Below are 22,971 nucleotides of genomic sequence, written 5' to 3' on the forward strand. Positions count from 1 at the left end.
GATCAACCTCCGTTCGGGCAGGGAGCGGGCTGACAGGAAGGGCAAAAATGGGTGCCGCGCTGCCCCACAATAGTGCGTGCAATTGGCGTGCCACATTCAGGGCAGGGTAACCCTGTACGCTGGTACACGCGGAAGTAATTCTGGAAATCCCCACCTCGGTATACCCAATCAATACTGGCCCCGTTACGTGCAATCCCATCGCGCAGAACAGCGCGGATACTTGCCAGGAGACGGATTGTCTGCTTTTCAGTGATGGCATGGGATGACATCAACGGGTGCAGTCTGGCAAGGTTGAGGGCTTCGTCAACATAAATATTTCCCAACCCGGCGATAAATGTCTGATCGAGCAGCAGCGGCTTGAGCTGGCGGTGAGAGGTGTGCAGACGCTCAAATATGGCGTGAGCGGTCAAGCTTTCATCAAGCGGCTCTGGCCCCAGGCCTCCGAGTACACGATCAACCTCATTGACCAGCCAAACACGGCCAAACTTGCGGGCATCATTGAACGCCAGCTCGTAACCGCCTTCCAATTGGAGCACCAGGCGGTCATGGTTAGCAGGATTTGTGCATGCAGGTCTGACCAACAAGTCACCGCTCATACGCAGGTGAAATAACAGCCAATCGCGGCTGAGCCGGAAGACCAGGAATTTCCCACGCCGGCCGATGTCTTCGATCACCTGACCGGGGAGACGGACAGTGAATTCGGCTGGAATGGGTTCAGCCAGGCTGCGCGCCCACAAAAGTTCAACGCCCAGGATGTGCCTGCCAGGCAGGGCAGGCTGTTCTTGCATTCCCAAGCGCAAGATACGGGCTATGGTTTCAACTTCGGGTAATTCGGGCATGTGTTTTCAACATCTTGGGCTTGCCAGCCAGGGGAACGGATCATCGATTACGAGCCGGCCAGATATTCGGTACGCAGGATGCTCATCACCAGCACATCGAGATACCTACCCTCCTTGAATTCAGCCTGGCGCTGGCAGCCTTCGTGGGTAAATCCAGCTTTTTCATAGGCGCGCATGGCTCGCTGATTCGTTTCGAACACCCGCAAGAATATCCGGTTGAGATTCAGGGTGTCGAAACCAAGTTTTACCAGCAGCCTGACAGCTTCGGTACCGTAACCACGATTCCAATACGCCTTCTCTCCGATCATGATACCGAATTCAGCGCTGGCGTTCCGCTGGTCGAAATTAAAAAAGCTCCACGTACCGATCAGCTGCCAGTATTCCTGGCCATGAGCATCCAATTCCCTAGCCTCGATAGCCAGATTGTGCTCATTGAGTGGTTTCGAGCGCATCTTATCGAACCAATCTTGCTCATCGGCGGTTGAGAAGGGCAAGTAAAAGCCAACCCCCCGCCTTACTTCAGGATCGTTGATCCATCTGGCAAAACTCACCAGGTCGGCCTGCTCAACGCCTCTGAAACGAATTCGCTCTGCGAATATCATCTGATCTCCAATGTCCTTACCAGGATAACACAACAGCTGATTTCATCGTATGAGTATCAAATTTCGTCACGCAGGATGCTCATGCGCAGTACATCGATGTACCTGCCACCTCGGAATTCAGCCTGACGTTCACGGCCCTCTTCGATAAATCCAGCCTTTTCATAGGCACGGATGGCACGCGGATTAGTCTCATAGACGTGCAAGAAGATGCGATGCAGGTTAAGCATATTAAACCCATGCTCAACCAGCAAACGCACCGCCTCGGTGCCATAACCCTGGTTCCAGATGGATTTCTCACCGATGGCGATACCCAATTCCGCTGATCGTGTACGCCAGTCGATAGAATCGAAAGCCAGGCTGCCAATCAGCTTCCAACCTGGCTCAGCAGGGTTACCCGTCGATTGTTTCACTTCGATTGCCATCACATGCTCTTCGCCGGGGCGTGTGAGCATGCGCTCGTACCAGCCCTCTTCTTCGGTTTGAGAAAGTGGATTGTGAATCAGCAGACCTTGCAGCACCTCGGGGTCGTTCAACCACTGGACAAAAAAGGGCAGGTCAGCCTTTTCCACCGCCCTTAAACGGATACGCTCACTGTAGATCATTGTTACGACCTGTCATTCTCAGGAGACTCCATCCACAAGCTTCTCCACGGCCTCAAAAGGCGATAGTCGCCTGGCGATAATATCATCCAGTGCTTGATCATATTGGCCAGCCACCAGACGCGAGCGAAAACCTTCAACCAGGGTGTTCTGCAGCAGCAGATCAAACTCAGTCTGCAGCCTCCAGCGCTCACGCTCTCCCCAGCCTCCTGTGGCCTGAAGATGGGTCCGGTGGTCGATGATCGCCTGTGCCAGTCGGGCAATACCGTTCCCGTCCAAGGCAACCGTGCGTAAGATGGGTGGCATCCACAGTGCTCCCTCTGGCTTAGCGGGAGCTCCCTGCGCTGCCACCGTCTCAAGCTTGCCATGGTGGACAAATTGATGAGGAACAGGATGGGCCAGGTTCAAGGAGCTACGCAAGGCACGCTCGGTGTTTTCCACACCCGGAAGGTCAGCTTTATTCACCACGAATATGTCGGCGATCTCCATGATGCCGGCCTTGATCGCCTGAATATCGTCACCCAGGCCGGGCGCTTCGACCACGATGGTGGTATGCGCCAAACGAGCAATATCCACCTCCGATTGGCCAGCTCCAACAGTCTCGATCAGCACCAGCTCAAATCCGGCAGCATCCAATACCTGGGCAACGGAGGCGGTGGCTGAGGCGATGCCGCCCAATGAGCCCCGCGTAGCCATTGAGCGGATGAAGACACCCGGGTCACCTGCCAGGTCACGCATGCGGATGCGGTCCCCCAATATCGCCCCTCCACTGAAGGGGCTGGTGGGATCTACCGCTACAATCGCCACCCGTTGGGACAAGTTCGCCTGCCGCACAAAGCGGGCAAGCTGGTTGACCAACGAGGATTTTCCCGTGCCGGAAGCACCGGTGACACCCACCAGGTGTGCCCTGCCGGTGTGCTGGAATAGCGCACTCAGCGTGCTTCTCCCTAAGAGAGTGCCATTCTCAACCTGGGTCAGGCTGCGTGCCAGTGCCAGCCGATCACCTGCCAGCACTGCCTGGGCGAGGTTTTGCTCACTCATAGGAAGCGCTTCATCTGCCTGAAGCTTTTACAGCTTTGCGGATATCGTTCACATAGGTCTCACTCAAGGTGCCTGGCCCGTAGATACCGATTACTCCCATTTGCATAAGCACGGGCACATCTTCATCAGGGACGATGCCTCCCAGAAAGACTTTAACATGCCCCTGCCCATTCGCTTTTAACAACTCGAGGACGCGCGGAACCAAAGCCATGTGGGCACCCGAAAGGATGGAAAGGCCCACCGCATCCACGTCTTCTTGCAAGGCAGCCTCGGCAATCATCTCGGGGGTTTGGCGCAGGCCGGTATAGATCACTTCCATCCCGGCATCACGCAAGGCACGTGCCACCACCTTGGCGCCCCGGTCGTGCCCGTCAAGCCCGGGCTTGGCAATCAATACTCGAAATCTTTGCTCACTCATCTTGCCTCCATTGCGATAACCAAGAAAATTATACCAAATGGAAGCAGTCGCAGTAGCTATTGGTGAGGCGCAATCAAGCGCTTATGTGGCTGTTGGAGAAACGGTCAAGTTGGGTATCGAATATCGAGGGTTCATTGACCCGAGCACCTGCATGAGGTAACAATGTAAGGCTAAGCGAGTCCAGATGGGCGGCCATAAAAAACATCCCACCGGGTCATTTGACCCGGCAGGATGTTTTAATGATCAATCAGGCTGTTAGTTGATCTTCTCGAATTTGCTGGCGGGCGTCTTGCATATGGGGCAAATCCCATCCAGTGGCCCTTCGTGGGTAAACCCACATATTGGGCAGACGTAATAATCCACTTCCGGCAAGGGTTTCTCGCCTTCCAAGGCATTCAGTGCTTTCTGGTACAGCTGCTCGTGGAGCTTTTCAACCTCAAAGGCGAACTTAAAGGAGGTAAGGGCGCGCTTCGCCGATTCTGCCTCAGCATCCTGGATGAATTCGGGGTACATCGTCACCCATTCATAGTTTTCGCCAGCAATGGCTGCTTTCAAGTTGTCGGCAGTGGAGCCGACGCCATCCAGGGCACGCAGGTGGCTATGGGCATGCACCGTCTCCGCCGCGGCTGCCGCCCGAAACAACTTGGCAACCTGGGGCTGGCCCTCTGCATCAGCTTTTTTGGCAAACGCCAGGTATTTGCGGTTCGCCTGAGATTCTCCGGCAAATGCAGCCTGTAGATCATCGGTAGTTTTTGACATAGCAATCTCCTCAAATAATAAATTCTAAACTATTGTTCAGTCGACTTGCTCGACCAGGTAGGTCTGCAGGCCCATGAGCTTAACCTGCCCAATCTGGGCTTCAAGCCAATCTACGTGTTCTTCCTCGTCCTTGAGGATAGAATCAAATAGCTCTCGTGTGCCGTTATCACCCACCTCGTATGCCAGGCGGATCCCCTCGTTATAGCCTTGGACTGCACCATACTCAGCCGCCAGGTCATTATCGAGCTGGTTTTCAACTGTCGCACCGACGCTGATCTTCTTCAGGTTGCTGACGATCGGTATACCGTCCAGGAACAGGATACGGGCGATGAGCTTTTCAGCGTGCTTCATCTCGGTTATGGCGCGCTCTTCAACAACCTTCCCCAGCTTTTCAAACTGCCAGTTATCACACATTTCTGCATGAACCATATATTGGCTGATGGCAGTCAGCTCATCTGACAACAGGTTATTGAGCGCAGCAAGGATCTTTTCGTTACCTTTCATAATGAATTACCTCCTGGTTATTTGATTTGGTGAACTGTTTAATTTTTTGATATTATATTGGATTGCTGCTTGGAAGGAAAGTAATAATACTCATATCATAAGGATAAAAAAATAATACCACATCCAGGGTGTGTTTGGGATGGAGATATTCATCAGCTCATATAATTCACCCATAAGGTAATGAAAATCTAGCATAAAATCTGGTAATATGAATAGTTCAGGCACCAACCAGCCTGATGGGAGGTTGCTTTGATCAGTCCGAATAAGATCGATGAATGGATCCACGAGGTGGAAGAAAGACCCACTTCTGCTGCGCTCATCATCCGCTATATCGCCAATCGCCTAAGCGAGCTGGCTAACCGTGAAGAGGAACTGTCCGCAGAAAATATCGAGCTGCTCAGCGGGAGAAGGGTGGAAGAATATGAAAATCGCATCGCCAGCTTGGAATACCAGCTGGAGTTGTTGAAGCGCCAGCTGGGTGGTGAGGTGGCGGTGCCCATTGAGCAGCCGGTGATCCCACCGACTCCCGAAACCCTGCGCCTGCTGGTGTATAGCTCATTGGGGAAGGTCCTTTGCATGGAAATTGACCCACCCAAGCTATTATCCCAAGGTGCAGTCGCCAGGATCGATCTTGGAAGTGAGCAGGAAGGAATTAACCCTGTTGTGCTGGGCACCACCTCCCGGGAAGAGCTTTTGTTCATCTTTGACACAGGCCGAACCGTGACCCACCCGGTGGCTAAGCTGCCAATTTCCAGCCATGAAAACGCTAGCTGGGAGGAGGCATTTTTAGAAGAACCGCGCATAAAGGAAGAGCTGGCAGCCATACAACCGATAGCGAAAATGCCGTTATTCGAATTCTGCGTCCAGGCCAGCCGGCGGGGGTACGTGAAGAAAATCAAAATACCATCCTTTACCACCCACCTGGCGGAGGATTACATTGGCAGCGGTGTGAAACTGCCCGCCGATAAAACGTGTGGCGTGACTTTCGCCAATCGTGAGAGCTTGTTCGTGCTGGTGAGCCAGGAAGGATTTATCTTCAGCATGCCAGTCGAGCAGCTGCCGATCGGTATCGAGGAGGTGATCCGCCTGGGAATCACGGATCACATTGTCTCCATGTTCACGGTCACACACCAGCCATCCGTTGCCTTTATTACTCAGAGTGGCAAAGTAGTCCACCGCGAGGCGAGTTGGCTCGAGCCAGCCAACTCCTTTAAGTCGAGAGGGCAGGCGATCCTATCCAGGGAGCGGCGTGAGGCAGGAACAAGAATTATCGGTGCGGCCCCGGTTATGGATGAAGACCATGGGGCATTTTTATTCGCGGATGGCACACTCGGCATAGCTCTCCTGAAAGACTTGCTCGCTCAGGGGAGTGTGCCGCTCAGCAACGAATGTGGGGCGATCTTGAGCTTCACCGGCTTTCATGCGCCAGGGAATATTGCAACAGCCAAAACTGCTGATCACGCGAGGCATTGAGAGCCATGGGATTAAAGGTCGGCCTTGATTTTGGCACTTCCAATTCAGGTGTGGCCATCTACCGGGATGGAAAAGTGAGCGTCTTGCCAATCGATGGCAGGAATGTCGTCCCGCAGGTGATGAAGACCATCCTGTACATCACGCGGGATTACCGGCATTTCATCGGCCAGGAAGCAGTCGAGCTGTATTACAAGCAAAACATCAACCGGCAACGGCGCTTCGTAAAAAAGTGGTCGGGGGAGATCGATTACCATGGCGGTGACTTGCATTATGTACGGGATATTTACGTTTATGTCGACGAGCTGCAGCCTGGCCGGTTGCTCCAGTTCATCAAAACCACCCTGCGCTCGGAGAAATACCAGGGAACCCAGGTCTTTGAGCGATTTTACAATCCGGCCGACATCATCTCGGGGTATTTGCGGGTTTTGAAGGAACGGGCAGAGAACCTCCTCGGTGAACAGATCAGTGCAGTGACCATAGGCAGGCCTGTGCAATTCTCGCTGGATGCTGCGGTAGACAGTAAAGCCCAAAACACCCTGGAACAAGCCGCCCTCGAGGCAGGGTTTGGGCAGGTGGAGTTTGAGCTTGAACCCATAGCAGCAGCCTTGTTTTATGAATTATCGCTCAGCCATCCACAAAATGTGTTGATCTTCGACTTTGGTGGCGGCACGCTTGACCTGACCATCATGCGCCTGGGCGATCCAAACCACCGCCAGGTGTATGCCAGTGGAGGCATCGGGATTGCCGGGAGTGATTTTGACCGGGCCATCATAGAAAAACGCATGCTGGCACACTTTGGCAAGGGTCTCGTCCAGCACGAACCACTGATCAATGACCTGATCGATACCATCCCTGATTGGGCCTCCCTCCCCGAGCTATCCACTCCCCGCGCCCGGGCGGAGCTGGATAGGGCGATTCAAGCCAGGTTAGCTCCGGTCAGGTTGAAAGCCCTCGAAGCGCTAATCTTCAATGACCTGGCATTCTCCTTCTACAATATGGTCGAAGGGACCAAGATCAAACTATCCAGCCAGGGGACGGTCATTGCCAGCATGCAGGAAAAAAACCTGGACATCTGGGAACTATATACCCGCAGCCAGTTTGAGAATGATATCCGTGAATATTATCAGCGCATCGAAAAAGTCTTGCTCGACACCTTATCTGCCTCCGGAATGGAAGCAGGTCAGATCGATGCAGTGGTGAAAACAGGTGGGTCATCCAACATCCCCATGTTCACAGAGATGCTGATGAGCATATTTGGAGCTGACAAAGTTATTGCCTCCGATGTATTCAACTCCGTTACAGCTGGCCTGGCGATTAAAGCCAACCAGGGTCCATAAATCCAACTGCCGGGAGAGTGGCACGGTTAATCTCATAATATGCTAATGCAGCCTGGTTCTGTCGCCGTTATAATCCAAATAACATCTAAATTATCTGAAAACATCATTCTACCTGGTAGAGAATCACCCTGTAGACGAGGGCAGCATGGCAAAAAAACCGGATTTTGACCTTCAAGCAGCACATAAATACTTCTCAGCCGAATGCTTTAACCGCGCCTGGGACTTTATCGATAAACCCCTCCGCAGCCCAGCTGAGGAAGAAAAAATGCTTCAGCTAAGCCTGGCATCACTCTGGCATTGGACCCAAAGGGAGGACTGCACCCCCACGAATTTATCCATCGGATACTGGCAGATCTCACGCGTATATGCCCTTATCCGCCGGGCTGAGCAGGCTCGCCGCTATGGTGATTTATGCCTGGAAGCTTCAAAAAAAGACGGCGTCCTTCCTTTTTACCAGGGTTATGCTTATGAAGCCTTAGCGCGTGCCGAACAGGTGGCAGATAACCTGGATGCTATGGAAAAATACCTGATCCAGGCTCACCAGATTGCCAGCGGGCTGACCGAGCCGGCAGAGAAAAAACAGCTGTTGAAAGACCTGGCCACCATCCGCTAAGCGCCCGATACTCAAACCCATCACCTGACCATCAGCATGTCGGTGTGGTGGTCGTCCTTTGCACCCAACCCAAGCAGGGTTACAATCGTTGCATGGGTTATTTCCATCTCGTCACCCATTCGCATTATTCATTCCTGCGTGGACTCCCCTCTCCCCAAGAGCTTGCCAATACAGCAGCCGGGCTGGGAATGAGCAGCCTTGGCATGACCGACCACCATCGCTTGAGTGGGATGGTCGAATTCCAGGATGCCTGTCAGCAAGCAGGGATCCAGCCGATCATCGGTCTGCAGGTGTCCATAGCCCCACCACCAGAACTGGGGACTGCCGAGCCAGGGATAGTGACACTGCTGGCAATGGATATGAGCGGCTGGCGCAGCCTGTGCAGGATCTCTAGCTCCCTGGGCGGAGATAGCGATATCCTTCCGTACACTAAACTTGCAGATGAAGCCTCGGGAATCCTGTGCCTTAGTGGGGGCAGGAGAAGCCTGCTGAACCGCCTGGTGGCCACCCAGCAGCGTTCTCTTGCGGAACGCTGGATATCACAGCTGATGGATGTCCTACCAGATCGCCTGTACATCGAGCTGCAGAGCCACAGCCCGGAAGATAGTGAACTGTGCGTGAGCCTGTCCATCCTGGCTCACCGCCTGCACCTCCCCTCGGTGGCTACACACGATATTCATTACATAAGAGCTGAACAAGCCCGCTTGCAGCAGGTCATGACCGCCATCCGATTGATAAAACCAATAAGAGATCTCGGGCAGGATGATGTGGCTCCTCCACACGCTGAGTTCCTCAGCCCGCAGGAAATGGCGGAGAGGTTACCAAATTTTCCGCAGGCATTGGCGGCTACGCAGGAAATTGCTGAGCGCTGTAAACTGGAACTACCCCTGGGAACATTGCACTTCCCTGAAATCCCTGTGCCTGCAGGGACAACCAGCCAGGAACTGCTGCGTCAGCGTGCCCAGGCAGGCTTATCCAGGTTGTACAGCCAGGTCACACCTGAGCTGCAAAGCCGGCTTGATCATGAACTGTCGGTCATCGGTGAATATGGGTATACCTCCCTGTTCTTGATCGTGGAAGACATCCTTAATTTCGCCAGGCAGGAAGGCATCCCATTCTCATCACGCGGTTCGGCAGGCTCTTCCCTGGTGGCCCACTGCCTTGGGATCACTTCACCCGACCCGATTCGGCTAAACCTGTTTTTTGAGCGTTTCCTCAATCCGGCCAGGGCCACGCCTCCGGATATCGACACCGACTTATGCTCGCGCCGGCGTGAACAGGTAATCCGCTACGTCTATCAGCACTTCGGTGAAGACCGGGTGGCGACCGTTTGCACGATCAACCGCTTCCGCAGCCGCTCAGCCATCAGGGAAGTAGCCAAGGCGTATGGGCTCCCCGCGGAGGAGGTGAGCCGGCTGGCTGATAGCCTGCCTTTCCGCTGGTATGGCCCCTCCAGCCGGGGGGCGAATAAGGAAGACCCCTTTGCCGAGCTCAGTGAGCATTACCAAACTCCTACCCACCAAAAAATATTTAAAGATACCGCGGCCTTGATCGGATTACCGCATCACCTGTCAGTACACCCTGGTGGCGTGGTGATCAGCCCGGGGTCGATGACTGACCTGGCACCCACACAGCTAGCCAACAAAGGCGTGACCATCACTCAATTTGACCTGGATTCGATCGAGCGCCTGGGACTGGTAAAGATCGACTTGCTGGGCATCAGAGGCTTGACTGTTTTGGGGGATGTTGTCGAGATCATTGCCAAGGAGCAGCCTCTGGTCACGCGCCACCCCGGGGTGTCTACCCTCACAGAAATTTTGGAAAATATACCCACTTATGATCCAGCCGTCAGCCAGATGGTCAGTCAGGGGCGCACCATTGGTTGTTTTCAAATTGAAAGCCCCGGAATGCGGGCCACCCTTAAAGAAATAAAGGCTAGCAGCGTGGACGACCTCATGGTGGCATTGTCGCTTTACCGGCCAGGCCCGCTCACCGGCGGGCTAAAGGATGCCTTCGTGCGGCGTCACCTCGGTAAGGAAGCCACTGAGCACCTCCACCCAGCTTTAAGCAACCTGTTAGCAGACACTTACGGGGTGATCCTGTACCAGGAACAGGTGCTACGCATCGCCCACGAGCTGGCCGGGTTCAGCCTGGCAGACGCCGATTTACTGCGCCGGGCGATGTCACATTTCGACCCGGGCAAACAGATGCAGACCCTGCAAGAGAAGTTCATCAGCGAGGCATGGGAGCGTAACCAGGTGCCGGAGGAGATAGCCAGGCGAATTTGGGATTTAATGGCCGCATTTGCTGGATATGGATTCCCAAAAGCCCATGCGGCTTCCTATGCCATGGTGAGCTGGCGCTCAGCCTGGTGCAAGACGCATTACCCGGCCTTCTTCATGGCAGCTGTGCTGGCTAATTGGGGTGGCTATTACAGCCAGCGGGTGTATATGACCGAAGCACGCCGGCTGGGGCTAAAACTGCGTTCTCCAGAAGTGAATTATGCCGAGCGTGAGTTCAGTGTAAAGCTGATCGATGGCGAGCCCGTGTTATTCATGGGCCTGGACCAGGTCAAGGAGCTCACCCGGCGTACCCAGTCTTCCATACTGAGCAAGCGCCCATTTAGCTCCTTCAGCGATTTCCTTACCCGCACCGATCCCCGCCCGGTGGAAGCTGAGAACCTGATCAAAACAGGTGCCTTGCAGGGTTTTGGCACGATCCCTGGTCTTCTACGCCAGCTCAAACAGGGCAACTGGCAGGCTGGGCAGCTCTCGCTGTTCAGCATGGATGAACAGGCGGAAGACGATTGGGACCTGGCTCAAAAAGTGGCTGCGCAGGAAGAGCTGTTAGGCACCGGGGTCATCGCCCATCCGCTTGAGCTGGCTGAGAAGCAGATCGCGGAGACCGGTGCATTAACCACCGTGGAAGCGGCCTCACGGCTGGAGCAGCATGTGCGTGTGGCCGGCACCCGCCAGATCTGGCGTCGCAGCCTCACCACCCGTGGCGAGTATATCTACTTTATGTCTTTGGAAGACCTGGAAGGCATGTTGGACGTAGTAATCACGGCGGATGTTTACCGGCGCTCAAAGGCAGCCTTTACGACCCCGGGGCCTTACGTTGTGGAAGGCCGTGTGGATCTCGATCGTCAGCGGGGGGAGCCAATCATTCACGCCGAAAAAATCTGGTCTATAAAATAAAAGAATGGGAGGCCAGCTAACAACCGGCCTCCCCTTAATATTTCCCCTTTCAAAGTCCCCATTCTTTATTCTATTGTGGTAGTTATTAGGCTCCTTCCCTGCTTATTTATGGAGCGGGTGGTATGGGGAATGGCGTGGCATTCACCCAATTTGAGTTCCCAAGGATATTGACCGCGCGTATCCTGAAGTAGTAGCTGACACGTGGGATATTACCAGTGGTGTATGTTTGTGTGTTGGCACCTACTGTGACGGTTGTCAATCCGATAGTGAAATTGATGTCGGTGGCACGTTGGATTTCAAAACTGGCCTCGTTGTTGGAATTATCCACCCAGGTGAGGGTAACCCGCTCATTGTTACCCTGCCTGACAGCTGTTGCAGCCAGGATGGAGGGGTCTGCGGGAATGTCAACCGTGATAGTGGCCAGGTTCGAGTAACCTGATGATCCTAGAGGGGAAATTGCCGCCACCCGATAGAAGTAAGAGGTACCCAATGTGACGGTGTTATCCACAAAACTTGTCGCACCGGTATTGTTGTGGGCTGGAGCCGTGGCAATCAGGACAAAATTCACGCCATCAGTGGAACGCTCAACCAAAAAGCCGGTTTCACCGACAGAGTTGTCGATCCAGTTAAGATTAACTGACGGACTAACCAGTAACGATGCTTGCAGGTCCGAGGGGGCTGCAATCACAGCTATAGTACCTGAGACAGACTGGACCGTTTTGTTCGGGTACGCTGTACCATAACCCACAGTGTTCTGAGCCACGACCTGGTAGGATACAATCGGACCGTTTCGCCGGTAAGAGGTGTCGTTAAAACTCCTCAATCCGTGCATGTTTGGTTGATCTAATGGCGAGAGTACTGTCCCAAGATCTACCCAGCCGGTGCCATCGTTCTTCTGTACCAGGAAGGATGTCTCATTTATCGAGTTGTCATTCCAGGTGAGGGTCAGCACCGTATTATTACCTGTTCCAGCGATGGTATAGACAAGACCATCGGGTGCATTGGGGGGCAAGGCTACCACGACCGGACGCATCATATCCATTTCCTCATGTGACAGGATGTGGCAGTGGATCATATACTCAGCACCAAAGTTGACCAACTGGTTTTCTATCGGAGCCGCGACCCCATTGGGATCCGTGGGGTTGAACATTGATGTGTCGCCCAGCGGCATCATGGGATTAAGTGGCCGGATGCTGTTAGGCAGCTCAAACGGTACCACCGGGATGATGGGCCGGATAGCGAAGTAGGTATCCTCCAGCGGGCTCACGCGCACGGTGTCCTTCCAGCCCAGCTCAGTTGCATCGGGCGGGATGATGATGTTGTCCCAGGTGACCCGGTTGAGCACCTGCACATCGTACAGGTGGAAGTGGATCGGGTGCGTGTCCACCCCGTTGTGGGTGATCTTCCAGATCTGCGTACCGTCGTTCCCCACTGAAATCGGAGTGAGCGTGTCGGTGGATGGCAGGTTAGTGCCATCAAAGATCTCAGTGGGTGGATTCACGAACGGGTACAGTACGACGTTCTGCAAGACTGGATCGGCCGGGACGACCTCAACGCCGATGTTGCCTGACATCCGGCCATACGGCTCGAAGTTGGTAGAGTTCATCTCATCGTGCAGGGCCTTGGGTTCGATCGCGACACCGACCTGCGGGCCAGCCAGGGTATCAAACTTGAATATGTCATGACCTTGTTCTGAGATGCGGGCAAACCCATCACATTTTGAGCTCGGGTTCGTGGGGTTATTGCACCAACCGCCGGAGACAAAGCTCGTGCCATAGGCTGAGTTGTAACCTGCCTGCCCAACGATGATCGGGTTCTGGCCAGATTCAAACACACCTGAGCCGTTCGCGTGATGCCGGAAGGCAGCGTTAAGAGCGGACAAGTTGAAGGCAGGTGCGGGTGGGTTTGCGGCAACCTGAACCTGCATGATGGTGCGGGTGTTGGGACCGTAACCCGGCAGGATGGTCGGTGCGCCATTCGGGCTCAGGTCTGGACCACCCGTATAGTAATCGTAGGTGGAGATGCGAGCCGGGAAAGCCGCCGGGGCATCATTATACATGATCAAAGTCTTGCCAGCAAACTGGGAGAAGTCGACAATCACATCCGCCCGTTCAGCAGGTCCCAGTAATAGAGAGTGCTTGTCCACATTGCCGACGTCGAAGCGGGTGGGGTCGATGATCCAGGTCGTTTCCTGCTGACCATCCACGACCACCGGCGCCGGCAGGAAGCCGCCTTCGGAGCCGATTTGGATCCAGTCCGGACCCCTCAGGTCGAGAGTCGCCCCACTTGTAGGATCGACCATGCTCTCGAGAGGTGTTGGGAAGAAGTTCGGGTCGGTCTGGGCGACTGCCAGTTCAGCAGGATTCAAAGCCACTTCACTGAGGGTGCCAGTGGTCGGATCAGCCACATACCACTGCAAGTTCCAAAAACGATCGTTAGCCGCATTGAGGATGCGCAGGCGGTAAGACTTGGGATCTAGCGTCACCGTTGGATAGGCCGTCCCATTAACGATAGGCGTGTCGTTGAACTGCTCCATGCCGGCCGAGTTATTGGGTGTGCCTGGGATAGTGGGGGGCTCGCAGAACGGGTCGGTGTCGTACTGCCAGGTGGCTGGATCGTCCAGGTTGCATGGCACTGCCAAGGACGTGGTGAAGTCATCAGCTGTATACCTAATACCATCTGGACCAAGAGGATCCATACCAAAGTACGGATTTGCAATCTGATCGAAGGTGGGGGTCACAGGCGGCCAGAACCAAGGTCCATAGAACCAACGCCCGAAGGCGCTCATGCCGGATGGGTCATTGGGGTTCTGGGTGGGCATGTAGACATGCTCATACCACAGGTCGCCTTCGCTACCCCAGCGGGTGTAGTCCCAGGTCGGGTCCTGCAACGCCATTTGGGCTGCGCTGGGTACAAAGGTGCGATCCTGAATGACCAGGGGGATGCCCTCGCCCAGGCCGGAGAAAGTGCCATTCGGGCCGAATAAGGCTTGTTCAGTTGGGTCAGTGATCAAATAGCCGGCGGCTTCACCAGCGTACACGTTCAGGCGGGTGATGCCCCAGGCATGGTCGTGGTAGAACATCAAGCGGGCAGACTGCTGGTTGGTGTAGTAGAAGGTGGTGCAACCATCGGTCGGGGAGGAGCAATCTGGAACTCCGGCAGGTTGATCACCACCCACCATATCTGGGACCTGACTGACGGCCACACCCTCTGGCCAGCCAGTTTCCTCGTTGGCAGGGGTGATCCACTGGTGGGGAGAGCCATCGCTGATCCAGGGGGTGATGCCACCATGCAGGTGGATGCTGGCCCGGGTTTCTGCAAAGCAGTCCATGCGGGTCTTGGACGTCTCGCCACATGCGGGATTACGCACCATGTCGGTAACGCTGCCCTGATCCATCGGGCCGCTCATTTGCATCGGCCCCATGCCGGAGCCCATGAAGGTTGTGTCGACTGGAATGAACAGATCACCGGCTTGCCCGGTTGGGAGCAGGTTGTAGAAGACAATCCGGACAGGCTTGTCCTTCTGTGCCGCAATGATCGGACCCATGTAGTGCGGGTCATCCACTGCATAGACTGGCTGGCCGTTGACCAAGATCGGAGTAGGTGGCACATTCGGGTCAAGGTTGTCGTTGGCGAGTGCAACGTGCTTGCTCCAGGAGGCATTGGCCGGGGTCTCGAGCTGTACATACTCACGCAGGAGCGTACCCGAGGCTGGCAGGGAGGAGCTCATGCGCTCACGGTGCTGCACCAGGGCGATGACATAATAATCCGCATCAGCCGCATATCCATTGGCGATTGTGAAAGTAGTAGTATCTGGTACAGCCAGGGGGATGTATTGACCCAGGTTGTTGGGTGTGCAGCCGACAGAAGGGTCACAGAGCAAGGGCAGGCCATCCTGGAATTTCTTGATCCCACCCGCGGTGATGTAACCTGAGCCACCAGCTGTTAAATTTATAGCTGTGACCGCGCCGAAGTCGGTGAAGGCTGTAGCGGTTGCTCCGCTGCCGGTACCTAGGCTATCGGTGATGCTTACAGAAGGGGCAGAAGTATAACCAGACCCGTAGGTGTTTACTGTTACAGACTGGATAGCAAGTGTTGCGAGAGCCGTTGCCCCGCTTCCACCATTGATGGGGCTGAAGATGGTCCCATCACGGATGACCACCTTGGGAGCTACGGAGTAACCTGACCCAGGATTGTCTACGATGATCCCCGTGACAGCGCCCGTGATTGTATCATAGGTAGCATGCGCTTTAGCCTGCACGCCATTCGGGTCATCAGGCAGGTCAAAGTCTACTGTCGGAAACGTATAACCGCTACCAGGGGTAGTCAGGGTGATCTGGTCAACCCCGCCATAGGCAACTGCCATGGCACCCCCTGAGGGTTGGGTTAAGAGTGCACCATCTATCGTGACCGTCCCCGGTGCGGTTGTAAAGGTGATCTCCCAGGGGCCGGTTCCGGTGACCGAGATAAATGCAATTCCAGCACCAGTAAGCGCAGTCTGTACATCTGCTGCTGTTGCATTAAATGCAATTGGTCCAGCCGTCGCAGCATCCACCTGAAGCAGGAAGGTGCCACCCGTGGCACTGCCGATGCTCACGCTAAAGGTGTTGGTTCCAGTGGCTGCCACGCTTGCTCCAGTTGCGGGTACAAGCATGGTGAGAAGAGCGGGGTCAATCGTGACAGAGGCGGGTGTAGTCACAAAGGTTATCACCCATGGGTCGAGAAGCGTGCCAGTACCCGTGACCGTGGCTACGGTAGGGCCACCGAGCGCTGCTTCAACATCCGCTGCCAGTGCGTTCCAGGCAATGGGAGCTGTCGCGGTACCACCATCGATAGAGAGCGTGAAGGTACCACCTGTAGCGCTGCCTACGCTCAGACTATAAATATTGAGAGCCCCTGGATTGGTTGAAGCCGGAGTGAACGGCAGTCCACCAGCGATACTGACCACAGGCGCAGTGTAACCAGAACCCGGTAGATCCACTGTGATAGACGTGACGGAACCGGAAAGGTTAACCAACGCAGTAGCCAGGGCATTCGTGCCTGCGCCGGTGAAGTCAACCAACGCACTCGTGTAGCCGCTGCCAGGATTGGTGATGTTTATGCCAGTGATGGCACCATTAGCGCCTACGGTCGCATCTGCCGTCGCTCCAGTACCGTCCCCGGTGATAACCACCTGGGCATCTGGCAGGGTTAACGAGCTAAGAGCCCAGTTGGGGTAAGGCCCAAAGTAATGCGGCACTTTTGACTCATCCGTTGCACTCATTGGCATCGCTGCACCGTTCTGGACCTGGCTTATGCCTCCCAAGACCAGGGATGCAAATGCAATTGACAATAATATATATTTCAGAAATCTATGAATACTCATATTAGGTCTCCTGTGTAATGAATAGATTTTGGGGTAACTGTTTATAAATTGAAAATTTGACCTTGTAGATGATTGTCCTTCGCACCTTCCCTGTGAGATACCTGCCTGAGATAAATCTTTCGCTGGATGGATGAATTACCCAAGTTTTGAGTCGCTCCTAAAAGGACGGAGCAAGGAATTGTTTGTGAAATATGTTGGCCGAAAAATTTCTCATCAAGCCATATGCGTGATCCATGTTCAGAATATTCCTCCTACATCTCTTTTTTGTCTAAAGATTTCCATTGGTATATTTTTGCTATTGAAGTTTACTTACTAACCCAGGATTGTATTGACACAATCCAGCAACCGTTCAGGGGCAATTGGTTTATTAAGGTAATGTGCATTTAATAATGTGTCGCCCTTCTCAATTTCAGAAGCTGACTGGTCGGTCAGTATCACGATTGAGAGGTGGGGAACCATGCCCAGAATCTTGGGATTAAGTAAATTATTGGTGTCAGGCACATTGATATCAGCGATGATCAGGTAGTAATCTCTAGTTTGAATAATATTTATTGCTTTAGTCACACAATTGCTTGAGGTCACAAGATAACCGGCGCGTTGAAGGATCAGCTTCAAAGATTGGCACAGGTTGGTATCGTCCTCAATCAGCATGATTCGATTTGATCTCATAGCTCTCCGCGTATATCAATCTCTTTTGTATTCTATAGATAATCCGAGGCTGAATAATTGGAAAAAGTTGGAAACTATTGGCGAGAAGCCAATAGTGCAATTAAAAATAAATGCGGGCAAGAACAAACCTTGCCCGCAGGAAAACAGGTGTTTTGGTCAGCTATTACACAACCAGACGATACCCGACATCCCTCACGGTAATGATCAGCCGGGGATGGCGCGGGTCGGATTCAATTAACTTGCGGATCTCGTGCATTTGCCAGCGGGATATCTCACGCGCTTCTGCCCGGCTGAGATGCTGGTAGCCTTGTGACTCCAGGACAAGTTTCTCATAAGTCACCGGGTGGGGTGAATGTCGGGCCAGGGTGACCAGGTAATCGAACGTGGATGGTGGCATAGGGGAATTTTTTTCACCATATTGCACCATGTGTGTGTGCCTATCCAGCACCAAACCACCACATTTGATATAACGCGCCGGGTCAACTGGAGAAGCAGGCCTTTCATCCATCTCAACCCGAGCCTCCTTACCATCAATGGACTGCAGTTCGGTTAACAGATCGTGGATTTGGTTGGTAATCTCACGGCGACGCTTTGGTTTTTCCTCCCGTAACAGGCTTTCGACCCGGGTAATAATGGTTTCTGGATCAATCGGCTTCAACAGATAGTCGCGGGCACCCAGCCTGACAGCCCCGATCGCAGTATCCAACGTAGCGTGTGCAGTCAGGATAAGGATAGGCATGTCAGGATAAATCTCACGGATTTGGGGGAGAAGGGCAATACCGTTTTGATCAGGCAGCTTGATATCCAGGAAAGTAAGATCATAAGCGCCGGCACGCAGCAGATGCAGCGCCTCCGCAGCATTGGCAGCCGTTGTGATCGAGTACCCGGCACGCTGCAGTATCAGTCCCAGGCTGCGCCTTAAATTGGGTTCATCGTCGATAATCAGGATGGAATTGTTCGCACCCATATGCAAATCTCCTCAGAATGACATCAGCCTTCGAGCAAAGGCAGCCAGATTGTAAAACTTGTCCCCTCCCCCGGTTCACTGTCTACCGTGATCTGTCCATTGTGTTTTTGGATGATCCCATAGCAGATTGATAATCCCAAGCCCAACCCGAATTCCTTGGAGGTAGTGAACGGCTCAAAAAGATGCAGCAGGATTTCAGGTTTAATGCCAGGTCCATTATCGTTAAAAACCACACCCACTTGAGTTTTATCGCTGGTATAAGCCATTTTAACCGATAGGATTCCACCGGTTGATTGCATCGCTTCGATGGCGTTCAAGCTAATATTGAGGAATACCTCGATGAGCTGGTCTTTTATACAATTGACCATGCACGGGCCATCCTCCAAAGAGGGCTGCCATAGTACACGGGCATTTTCCAGGTGGGTTAGTATCAGCGAATGCACCTCTGTAATAATGCTTTTTAATTCCTGTGGCTCCATGGTTTGAGCAGCCTGCGGACGGTAGAGCTGGCGCAACTGACCGACAATATTCGACAGGCGCTGGGTTTCAGAGACTGCCATCTGCAGAGGTTCTTGTACAGGTGAATCGAGAGGTGTGTCGAGTTTCAATAAATACAAGCAGTTTTTTATCGTTTGCAGGGGATTGTTAATCTCATGAGTTACCGACCCAACCATGCGGCCTATGGCAGCATGTTTTTCAGCCTGGATCAGCTGCCTCTCATAGTTTTTCTTATCGGTGATGTCTGTGCTGGTTCCCACCCACGAAGTAATCTGACCTTCCCGATCCATGATGGGTACGCCGCGGACAGAAAAATCGCCATACTCACCAAAACGATCCTTTATGCGGCATTCCGTCTCATAGAAGGATTTTGTCTCCACCGCATGCGCCCAAATCTTAGCTACCATTTCCTGGTCAGCCGGATGGACCGGCTCGAGCCAGCCCATCCCCATGCATTCTGCATAGCTTTGCCCGGTGAATTCCCTCCACAATGGTATATCTGTTACCACAGCACCACGCGCATCTGTCTCCCACACGATTTGCGATGTTGCCTGGACCAGTGAACGGTACTGCTCCTCGCTCTTCCGCAAAGCATCCTCCGCTTGCTTGTGTTCAGTGATGTCTTGCCGGATGGAAATGAAATTAGTGATATTTCCAGCCTGGTCAAAAACGGGGGTGATGATCTGTTCTTCGGAATACAGGCTGCCATCCTTCCTGCGGTTGATTAGCTCCCCTCGCCACACCTTACCGGCCAGGATGGTATCCCATAGATTGCGGTAGAATTCACCACTCTGCTTGCCAGATTTAAAGAGACGAGGATTCTGCCCAACCACCTCCTCAGAGGTAAATCCTGTCATCTGGCTGAATGCAGGGTTGGACCATATAATGGTGCCTTCCTTATCGACCAGGATGATCCCATTCGCGGCGGCTTCTAGCGCGGTGGTGAGCAGGATGAGCTGTCGCTCGGTTTGTTTACGCTCACTAATATCACGCGCAGCCGCGAATACCCCGGATACCCCTCCCGATTCATTCTTGAAAACGGAGGCGTTATATACGACCGGTGTAACGTGACCGTCGGTATGCTGGATCTCCAGCTCATAATCACGCACCGTACCCGTCTTAAAGACCTGCTCGTAACCCTGGCGTGCCTTTTTGGGATCGGTGAAATAGGCGTGAAAATCAGTACCCACCAGCTGCTGACGTGGAACACCAGTGATCGCTTCGGTGACCGTGTTAACATCCCCAATTTTTCCATCTGGGGTGATCGTCACCAGGGCATCCAGGTTAGCCTCGATCAGGCTCCGGTTATAAGCATTCAACGAGCGGAGCATGTCTTCCGCCCGCTTTCTTTCGGTGATATCAATGCCCACTTCAAGGATCAAGTCAGAGCCATCTACATCCTTGAATGGAAAATCGAACACATCATAATCACGCTGGTCTGGCCCGGTCCATTGCCAGGTATGTCTCTCTCTGGATCGCATGACTTTATATGTCTCACAATTTTCACAAGGCTCTGCCAAGCCGAACAGGTATTCGTAGCAGGGTTTGCCATTGTCTTCGCCAAAGCGTTCTCTAAAGTAACGGTTGGCGAAAGCAACGTGATAATCGGGTGTGAGTAGGATGGTGTAAACCGGCATGATTTCCAGCACATCATTGAATCGCTGCCGCTCAGCTGCCACCGCCTTCGTCTGGCGGAGCAGCTCTGATTCCACCCGCATCCTTTCGTTGATTTCCCTGCGTAATTCGGCATTTGCCAGAACAAGCTCTTCCGTTCGTTTCAGGACGGTTAATTCCAGCTTTTCATGGGCCTGGCGTAGAGCCTCTTCCGCCTGGATCCGACCAGAAATATCGTTATAGGTGATGACTACCCCATAGTTTTCGAGTGGCAGTGGGGCTGCGTTAACCTTAATCCAGGTAATCTGGTCTTGGTCACGAACCAGGCCCATCTCGACATCCTCAATACGGCGCTGCTCATTCATAGCCCGTACGCTGGCAAATTCCTCGGGCCTCATCGGGGTCCTGTCAGTATGGACGACCTCCCATTCCTTTCCACCGATCAACCTGTGATGTTGTTCTTCTTTGGATAATCCGAGTAAGCGGGTAGCCTCACTATTTGACTCGATGATCTGGCCATCACAATCTGTGATCGTTACTCCCACAGGGAGGGTATCAAATAGCACCGAGTACTTGGTCAGGTTGATGCGGAGGTCCTCTTCCATCTTTTTCCGCTCGGTGATGTCAATAAAGATGGAAGCGAATTGATCAGGAGCGCACCGATAGGCATAGACTTCATAGTGCTTGTTCAGTGTAGGCGAATACTCCTCAAAATGGATAGATTCACCGGTTAAGGCAACCTTTGCATAGGTGTTTATCCAGCCGTCGCCTTCCTGCGGCAGTACCTCCCGATATGTTTTACCCACGACCAACTCACGCTTGAAACCGGTTAAGCGTTCAAATGCAGGGTTGATATCGAGGAAGCGGTAATCATATGGCTGGTTATGCTCATCGACGAGGATCTGGTGAATGGCAAAGCCTTCGGTCATGCCCTCAAACAGTGAGCGATAGCGTTCCTCGCTCTCACGGAGGGCTTCTTCTGCCAGCTTTGCGTGAGTCAGGTCAACGGTTGCAACCCCCACACCCGTGATCTCACCTTTTTCATCTCGGATTGGCTCGAGGAATATATCGAGGTAAAGCCTTTGCCCACCACTGGTTAACCACCCTTGTGTATGCAGTTCTTTACCGGTCGATAAAACCTGGTGTTTCAAATCTGTGGTCCAGTTCGCAACGTCCGGTGGAAAAAGATCTTGATCAGTTTTTCCAATCACGTTGGCTGGGTCTTGCGTGCGCTGGTTATATGCCCAGATGAATTTCAGGTCTTTATCTTGTGCTGCAACCGTGACCGGAGCGTTTTTTAATACCATGCGAAAGCGTGCTTCACTTTCGCGTAAAGCATCTTGTGCCTGAACCTCCGTGGAAATATTGTACGCAACTTCCCCTGCACCAACCACCTTGCCTTCACCATCCCTGATAGGCGTGTGGAGAACGTTATATATCCGTTTATATCGGCCTGGATCGCCAAAGTCTAGTACTTTGTTCGTGTGTTCACCAATCAATGGCTGATTCCACTCATCCTGAACGATCTTTTGCAGCTCAGGTTGCTGGGCAAATGCGTCCAGCATTTTCATCCCTATCGCAATCTTGATGCCGCTGATGTGCTCAACTTCATCCTGGTAGGCTTGATTGAAATAGGTGTAGCAATAGTTTTTATCTACCGTCGCAATGAGCACATCTGTTCCCTGGGTCACTGCTTCCAGAAAATCTTGGGTTCGCATCAATTCGAGCGTTTTAGTTTTTAACTCATCTTCTACCATGCGGTGGTCGGTGATATCGTTGATATATATCCGGAAGGTCTCATATTCACTTGAATAATAGATCTTCTCTTCGAAAACTTTACCATTAATGATTAGCTCTTGAAGAAAATGCAAGGCATTGCTACTTTTATCTGGATCGGGATGAGCTTTACATACCTCGGCTAAGTTTTCTGGAACAAATTCCCTACAATCCGGTTGACCCAGCTGGGTGAGTAGTTGTTGGGCGGCAGGGTTAAGATAGACTAGCTGCCCATCACAGGTTAATTCCAGTATAGAGGCAGGATTGGCCTGCGGAAAGGAAGCCAGGTGGCGGAATTCCTCGTTCTGCTTGCGTAAGGCAATTACTTCTTGCTGAAGTTGCTCAATATCTGAAACGGGTTTATCCATAAATCACCAACTTCCTAAAACGGTTTGTAATAAGTTCAATGTTGATATTGGATTTTTCTCGACGTGCTATTCCATTGGTTCAGCATCACATGGGTTTGCAGTGAATATACAATATCTCACTGCGAAGAGGTTGGTATTAAGGTTAAAAGAAGATGAGTTTTTCGCCATACTTAATAATCATCATAGTATGTGCAAAGATCATCCTATTCTAATCGAGATTCAACCGATAAGTCCTGACTGAAAAAACCCCTACTCTAATAAGCGCCAAGGATGATCGCCATGCTAGCCTGGCGGAATTAAGGTCTTGGAACAGGCTGCTCAAGCCGGGGTGA

Annotated in this window: 15 protein-coding genes; 4 read left to right on the forward strand and 11 right to left on the reverse strand. The window is 52.9% G+C overall.

Annotated features, from left to right (window positions below; all coding sequences use genetic code 11):
- Positions 1–2 precede the first annotated feature (2 nt).
- From C3F13_14795 to bfr, 7 genes are all read right to left on the reverse strand, one after another.
- A complete protein-coding gene (locus C3F13_14795; protein PWB51126.1) occupies positions 3–839 on the reverse strand; it encodes a DNA-formamidopyrimidine glycosylase in 837 nt (278 codons plus the stop codon).
- Positions 840–886: 47 nt separating this feature from the next.
- Positions 887–1,441: an N-acetyltransferase gene (locus C3F13_14800; protein PWB51127.1), complete on the reverse strand. Its 555-nt coding sequence runs from the start codon at positions 1,439–1,441 to the stop codon at positions 887–889.
- Positions 1,442–1,497: 56 nt separating this feature from the next.
- On the reverse strand, positions 1,498–2,043 hold the full coding sequence (locus C3F13_14805; GenBank protein ID PWB51128.1) for an N-acetyltransferase: 546 nt from the start codon (positions 2,041–2,043) through the stop codon (positions 1,498–1,500).
- Between the two features lie 18 nt (positions 2,044–2,061).
- Positions 2,062–3,081 (reverse strand): methylmalonyl Co-A mutase-associated GTPase MeaB, encoded by a 1,020-nt coding sequence (locus C3F13_14810; GenBank protein PWB51129.1) that lies wholly within the window; start codon positions 3,079–3,081, stop codon positions 2,062–2,064.
- A 10-nt stretch (positions 3,082–3,091) separates the two neighbouring features.
- Positions 3,092–3,499 carry a methylmalonyl-CoA mutase gene (locus C3F13_14815; GenBank protein PWB51130.1) on the reverse strand — a complete coding sequence of 136 codons (408 nt, stop codon included), beginning with the start codon at positions 3,497–3,499 and terminating at the stop codon, positions 3,092–3,094.
- Positions 3,500–3,754: 255 nt separating this feature from the next.
- Complete coding sequence (locus C3F13_14820; protein ID PWB51131.1) at positions 3,755–4,258, reverse strand: rubrerythrin; 504 nt, start codon at positions 4,256–4,258, stop codon at positions 3,755–3,757.
- A 36-nt stretch (positions 4,259–4,294) separates the two neighbouring features.
- Positions 4,295–4,762, reverse strand: coding sequence for a bacterioferritin (gene bfr / locus C3F13_14825; protein ID PWB51132.1), 468 nt, complete (start codon positions 4,760–4,762; stop codon positions 4,295–4,297).
- Positions 4,763–5,011: 249 nt separating this feature from the next.
- Between bfr and C3F13_14830 the strand changes: the two genes are divergently transcribed.
- The 4 genes from C3F13_14830 to C3F13_14845 all read left to right on the forward strand — a co-directional run bounded on the left by C3F13_14830 (position 5,012) and on the right by C3F13_14845 (position 11,382).
- Positions 5,012–6,235, forward strand: a complete 1,224-nt coding sequence (locus C3F13_14830) for a hypothetical protein (GenBank protein ID PWB51133.1) — start codon at positions 5,012–5,014, stop codon at positions 6,233–6,235.
- A 5-nt stretch (positions 6,236–6,240) separates the two neighbouring features.
- Positions 6,241–7,572, forward strand: coding sequence for a hypothetical protein (locus C3F13_14835; protein ID PWB51134.1), 1,332 nt, complete (start codon positions 6,241–6,243; stop codon positions 7,570–7,572).
- Positions 7,573–7,717: 145 nt separating this feature from the next.
- Entirely contained in the window at positions 7,718–8,185 is a 468-nt protein-coding gene (locus tag C3F13_14840) for a hypothetical protein (protein PWB51135.1), read from the forward strand.
- Positions 8,186–8,277: 92 nt separating this feature from the next.
- Positions 8,278–11,382 carry a hypothetical protein gene (locus C3F13_14845; GenBank protein PWB51136.1) on the forward strand — a complete coding sequence of 1,035 codons (3,105 nt, stop codon included), beginning with the start codon at positions 8,278–8,280 and terminating at the stop codon, positions 11,380–11,382.
- A 106-nt stretch (positions 11,383–11,488) separates the two neighbouring features.
- Here C3F13_14845 and C3F13_14850 read toward each other — a convergent pair whose 3' ends face one another.
- The 4 genes from C3F13_14850 to C3F13_14865 form a co-directional block, all read right to left on the reverse strand.
- The gene (locus C3F13_14850; protein ID PWB51165.1) at positions 11,489–15,748 is read right to left on the reverse strand and encodes a hypothetical protein; all 4,260 of its coding nucleotides are present in this window, start codon (positions 15,746–15,748) and stop codon (positions 11,489–11,491) included.
- A gap of 1,311 nt (positions 15,749–17,059) precedes the next feature.
- Positions 17,060–17,416, reverse strand: coding sequence for a hypothetical protein (locus C3F13_14855; GenBank protein ID PWB51137.1), 357 nt, complete (start codon positions 17,414–17,416; stop codon positions 17,060–17,062).
- A gap of 163 nt (positions 17,417–17,579) precedes the next feature.
- Positions 17,580–18,383, reverse strand: a complete 804-nt coding sequence (locus C3F13_14860) for a hypothetical protein (protein PWB51138.1) — start codon at positions 18,381–18,383, stop codon at positions 17,580–17,582.
- 23 nt (positions 18,384–18,406) lie between these two features.
- Positions 18,407–22,639, reverse strand: a complete 4,233-nt coding sequence (locus C3F13_14865) for a hypothetical protein (GenBank protein PWB51139.1) — start codon at positions 22,637–22,639, stop codon at positions 18,407–18,409.
- Between the last annotated feature and the right edge of the window lie 332 nt (positions 22,640–22,971).

It is taken from the genome of Anaerolineales bacterium (assembly GCA_003105035.1).
Taxonomy (GTDB): domain Bacteria; phylum Chloroflexota; class Anaerolineae; order Anaerolineales; family UBA4823; genus FEB-25.

What these genes read in the sequence shown, in the direction of transcription:
- C3F13_14795 (PWB51126.1), bottom strand. Translation starts at nt 839, where the DNA reads ATGCCCGAATTACCCGAAGTTGAAACCATAGCCCGTATCTTGCGCTTG.
- C3F13_14800 (PWB51127.1), bottom strand. Translation starts at nt 1,441, where the DNA reads ATGATATTCGCAGAGCGAATTCGTTTCAGAGGCGTTGAGCAGGCCGAC.
- C3F13_14805 (PWB51128.1), bottom strand. Translation starts at nt 2,043, where the DNA reads ATGATCTACAGTGAGCGTATCCGTTTAAGGGCGGTGGAAAAGGCTGAC.
- C3F13_14810 (PWB51129.1), bottom strand. Translation starts at nt 3,081, where the DNA reads ATGAGTGAGCAAAACCTCGCCCAGGCAGTGCTGGCAGGTGATCGGCTG.
- C3F13_14815 (PWB51130.1), bottom strand. Translation starts at nt 3,499, where the DNA reads ATGAGTGAGCAAAGATTTCGAGTATTGATTGCCAAGCCCGGGCTTGAC.
- C3F13_14820 (PWB51131.1), bottom strand. Translation starts at nt 4,258, where the DNA reads ATGTCAAAAACTACCGATGATCTACAGGCTGCATTTGCCGGAGAATCT.
- bfr (PWB51132.1), bottom strand. Translation starts at nt 4,762, where the DNA reads ATGAAAGGTAACGAAAAGATCCTTGCTGCGCTCAATAACCTGTTGTCA.
- C3F13_14835 (PWB51134.1), top strand. Translation starts at nt 6,241, where the DNA reads ATGGGATTAAAGGTCGGCCTTGATTTTGGCACTTCCAATTCAGGTGTG.
- C3F13_14840 (PWB51135.1), top strand. Translation starts at nt 7,718, where the DNA reads ATGGCAAAAAAACCGGATTTTGACCTTCAAGCAGCACATAAATACTTC.
- C3F13_14845 (PWB51136.1), top strand. Translation starts at nt 8,278, where the DNA reads ATGGGTTATTTCCATCTCGTCACCCATTCGCATTATTCATTCCTGCGT.
- C3F13_14850 (PWB51165.1), bottom strand. Translation starts at nt 15,748, where the DNA reads ATGGCAGTTGCCTATGGCGGGGTTGACCAGATCACCCTGACTACCCCT.
- C3F13_14855 (PWB51137.1), bottom strand. Translation starts at nt 17,416, where the DNA reads ATGAGATCAAATCGAATCATGCTGATTGAGGACGATACCAACCTGTGC.
- C3F13_14860 (PWB51138.1), bottom strand. Translation starts at nt 18,383, where the DNA reads ATGGGTGCGAACAATTCCATCCTGATTATCGACGATGAACCCAATTTA.
- C3F13_14865 (PWB51139.1), bottom strand. Translation starts at nt 22,639, where the DNA reads ATGGATAAACCCGTTTCAGATATTGAGCAACTTCAGCAAGAAGTAATT.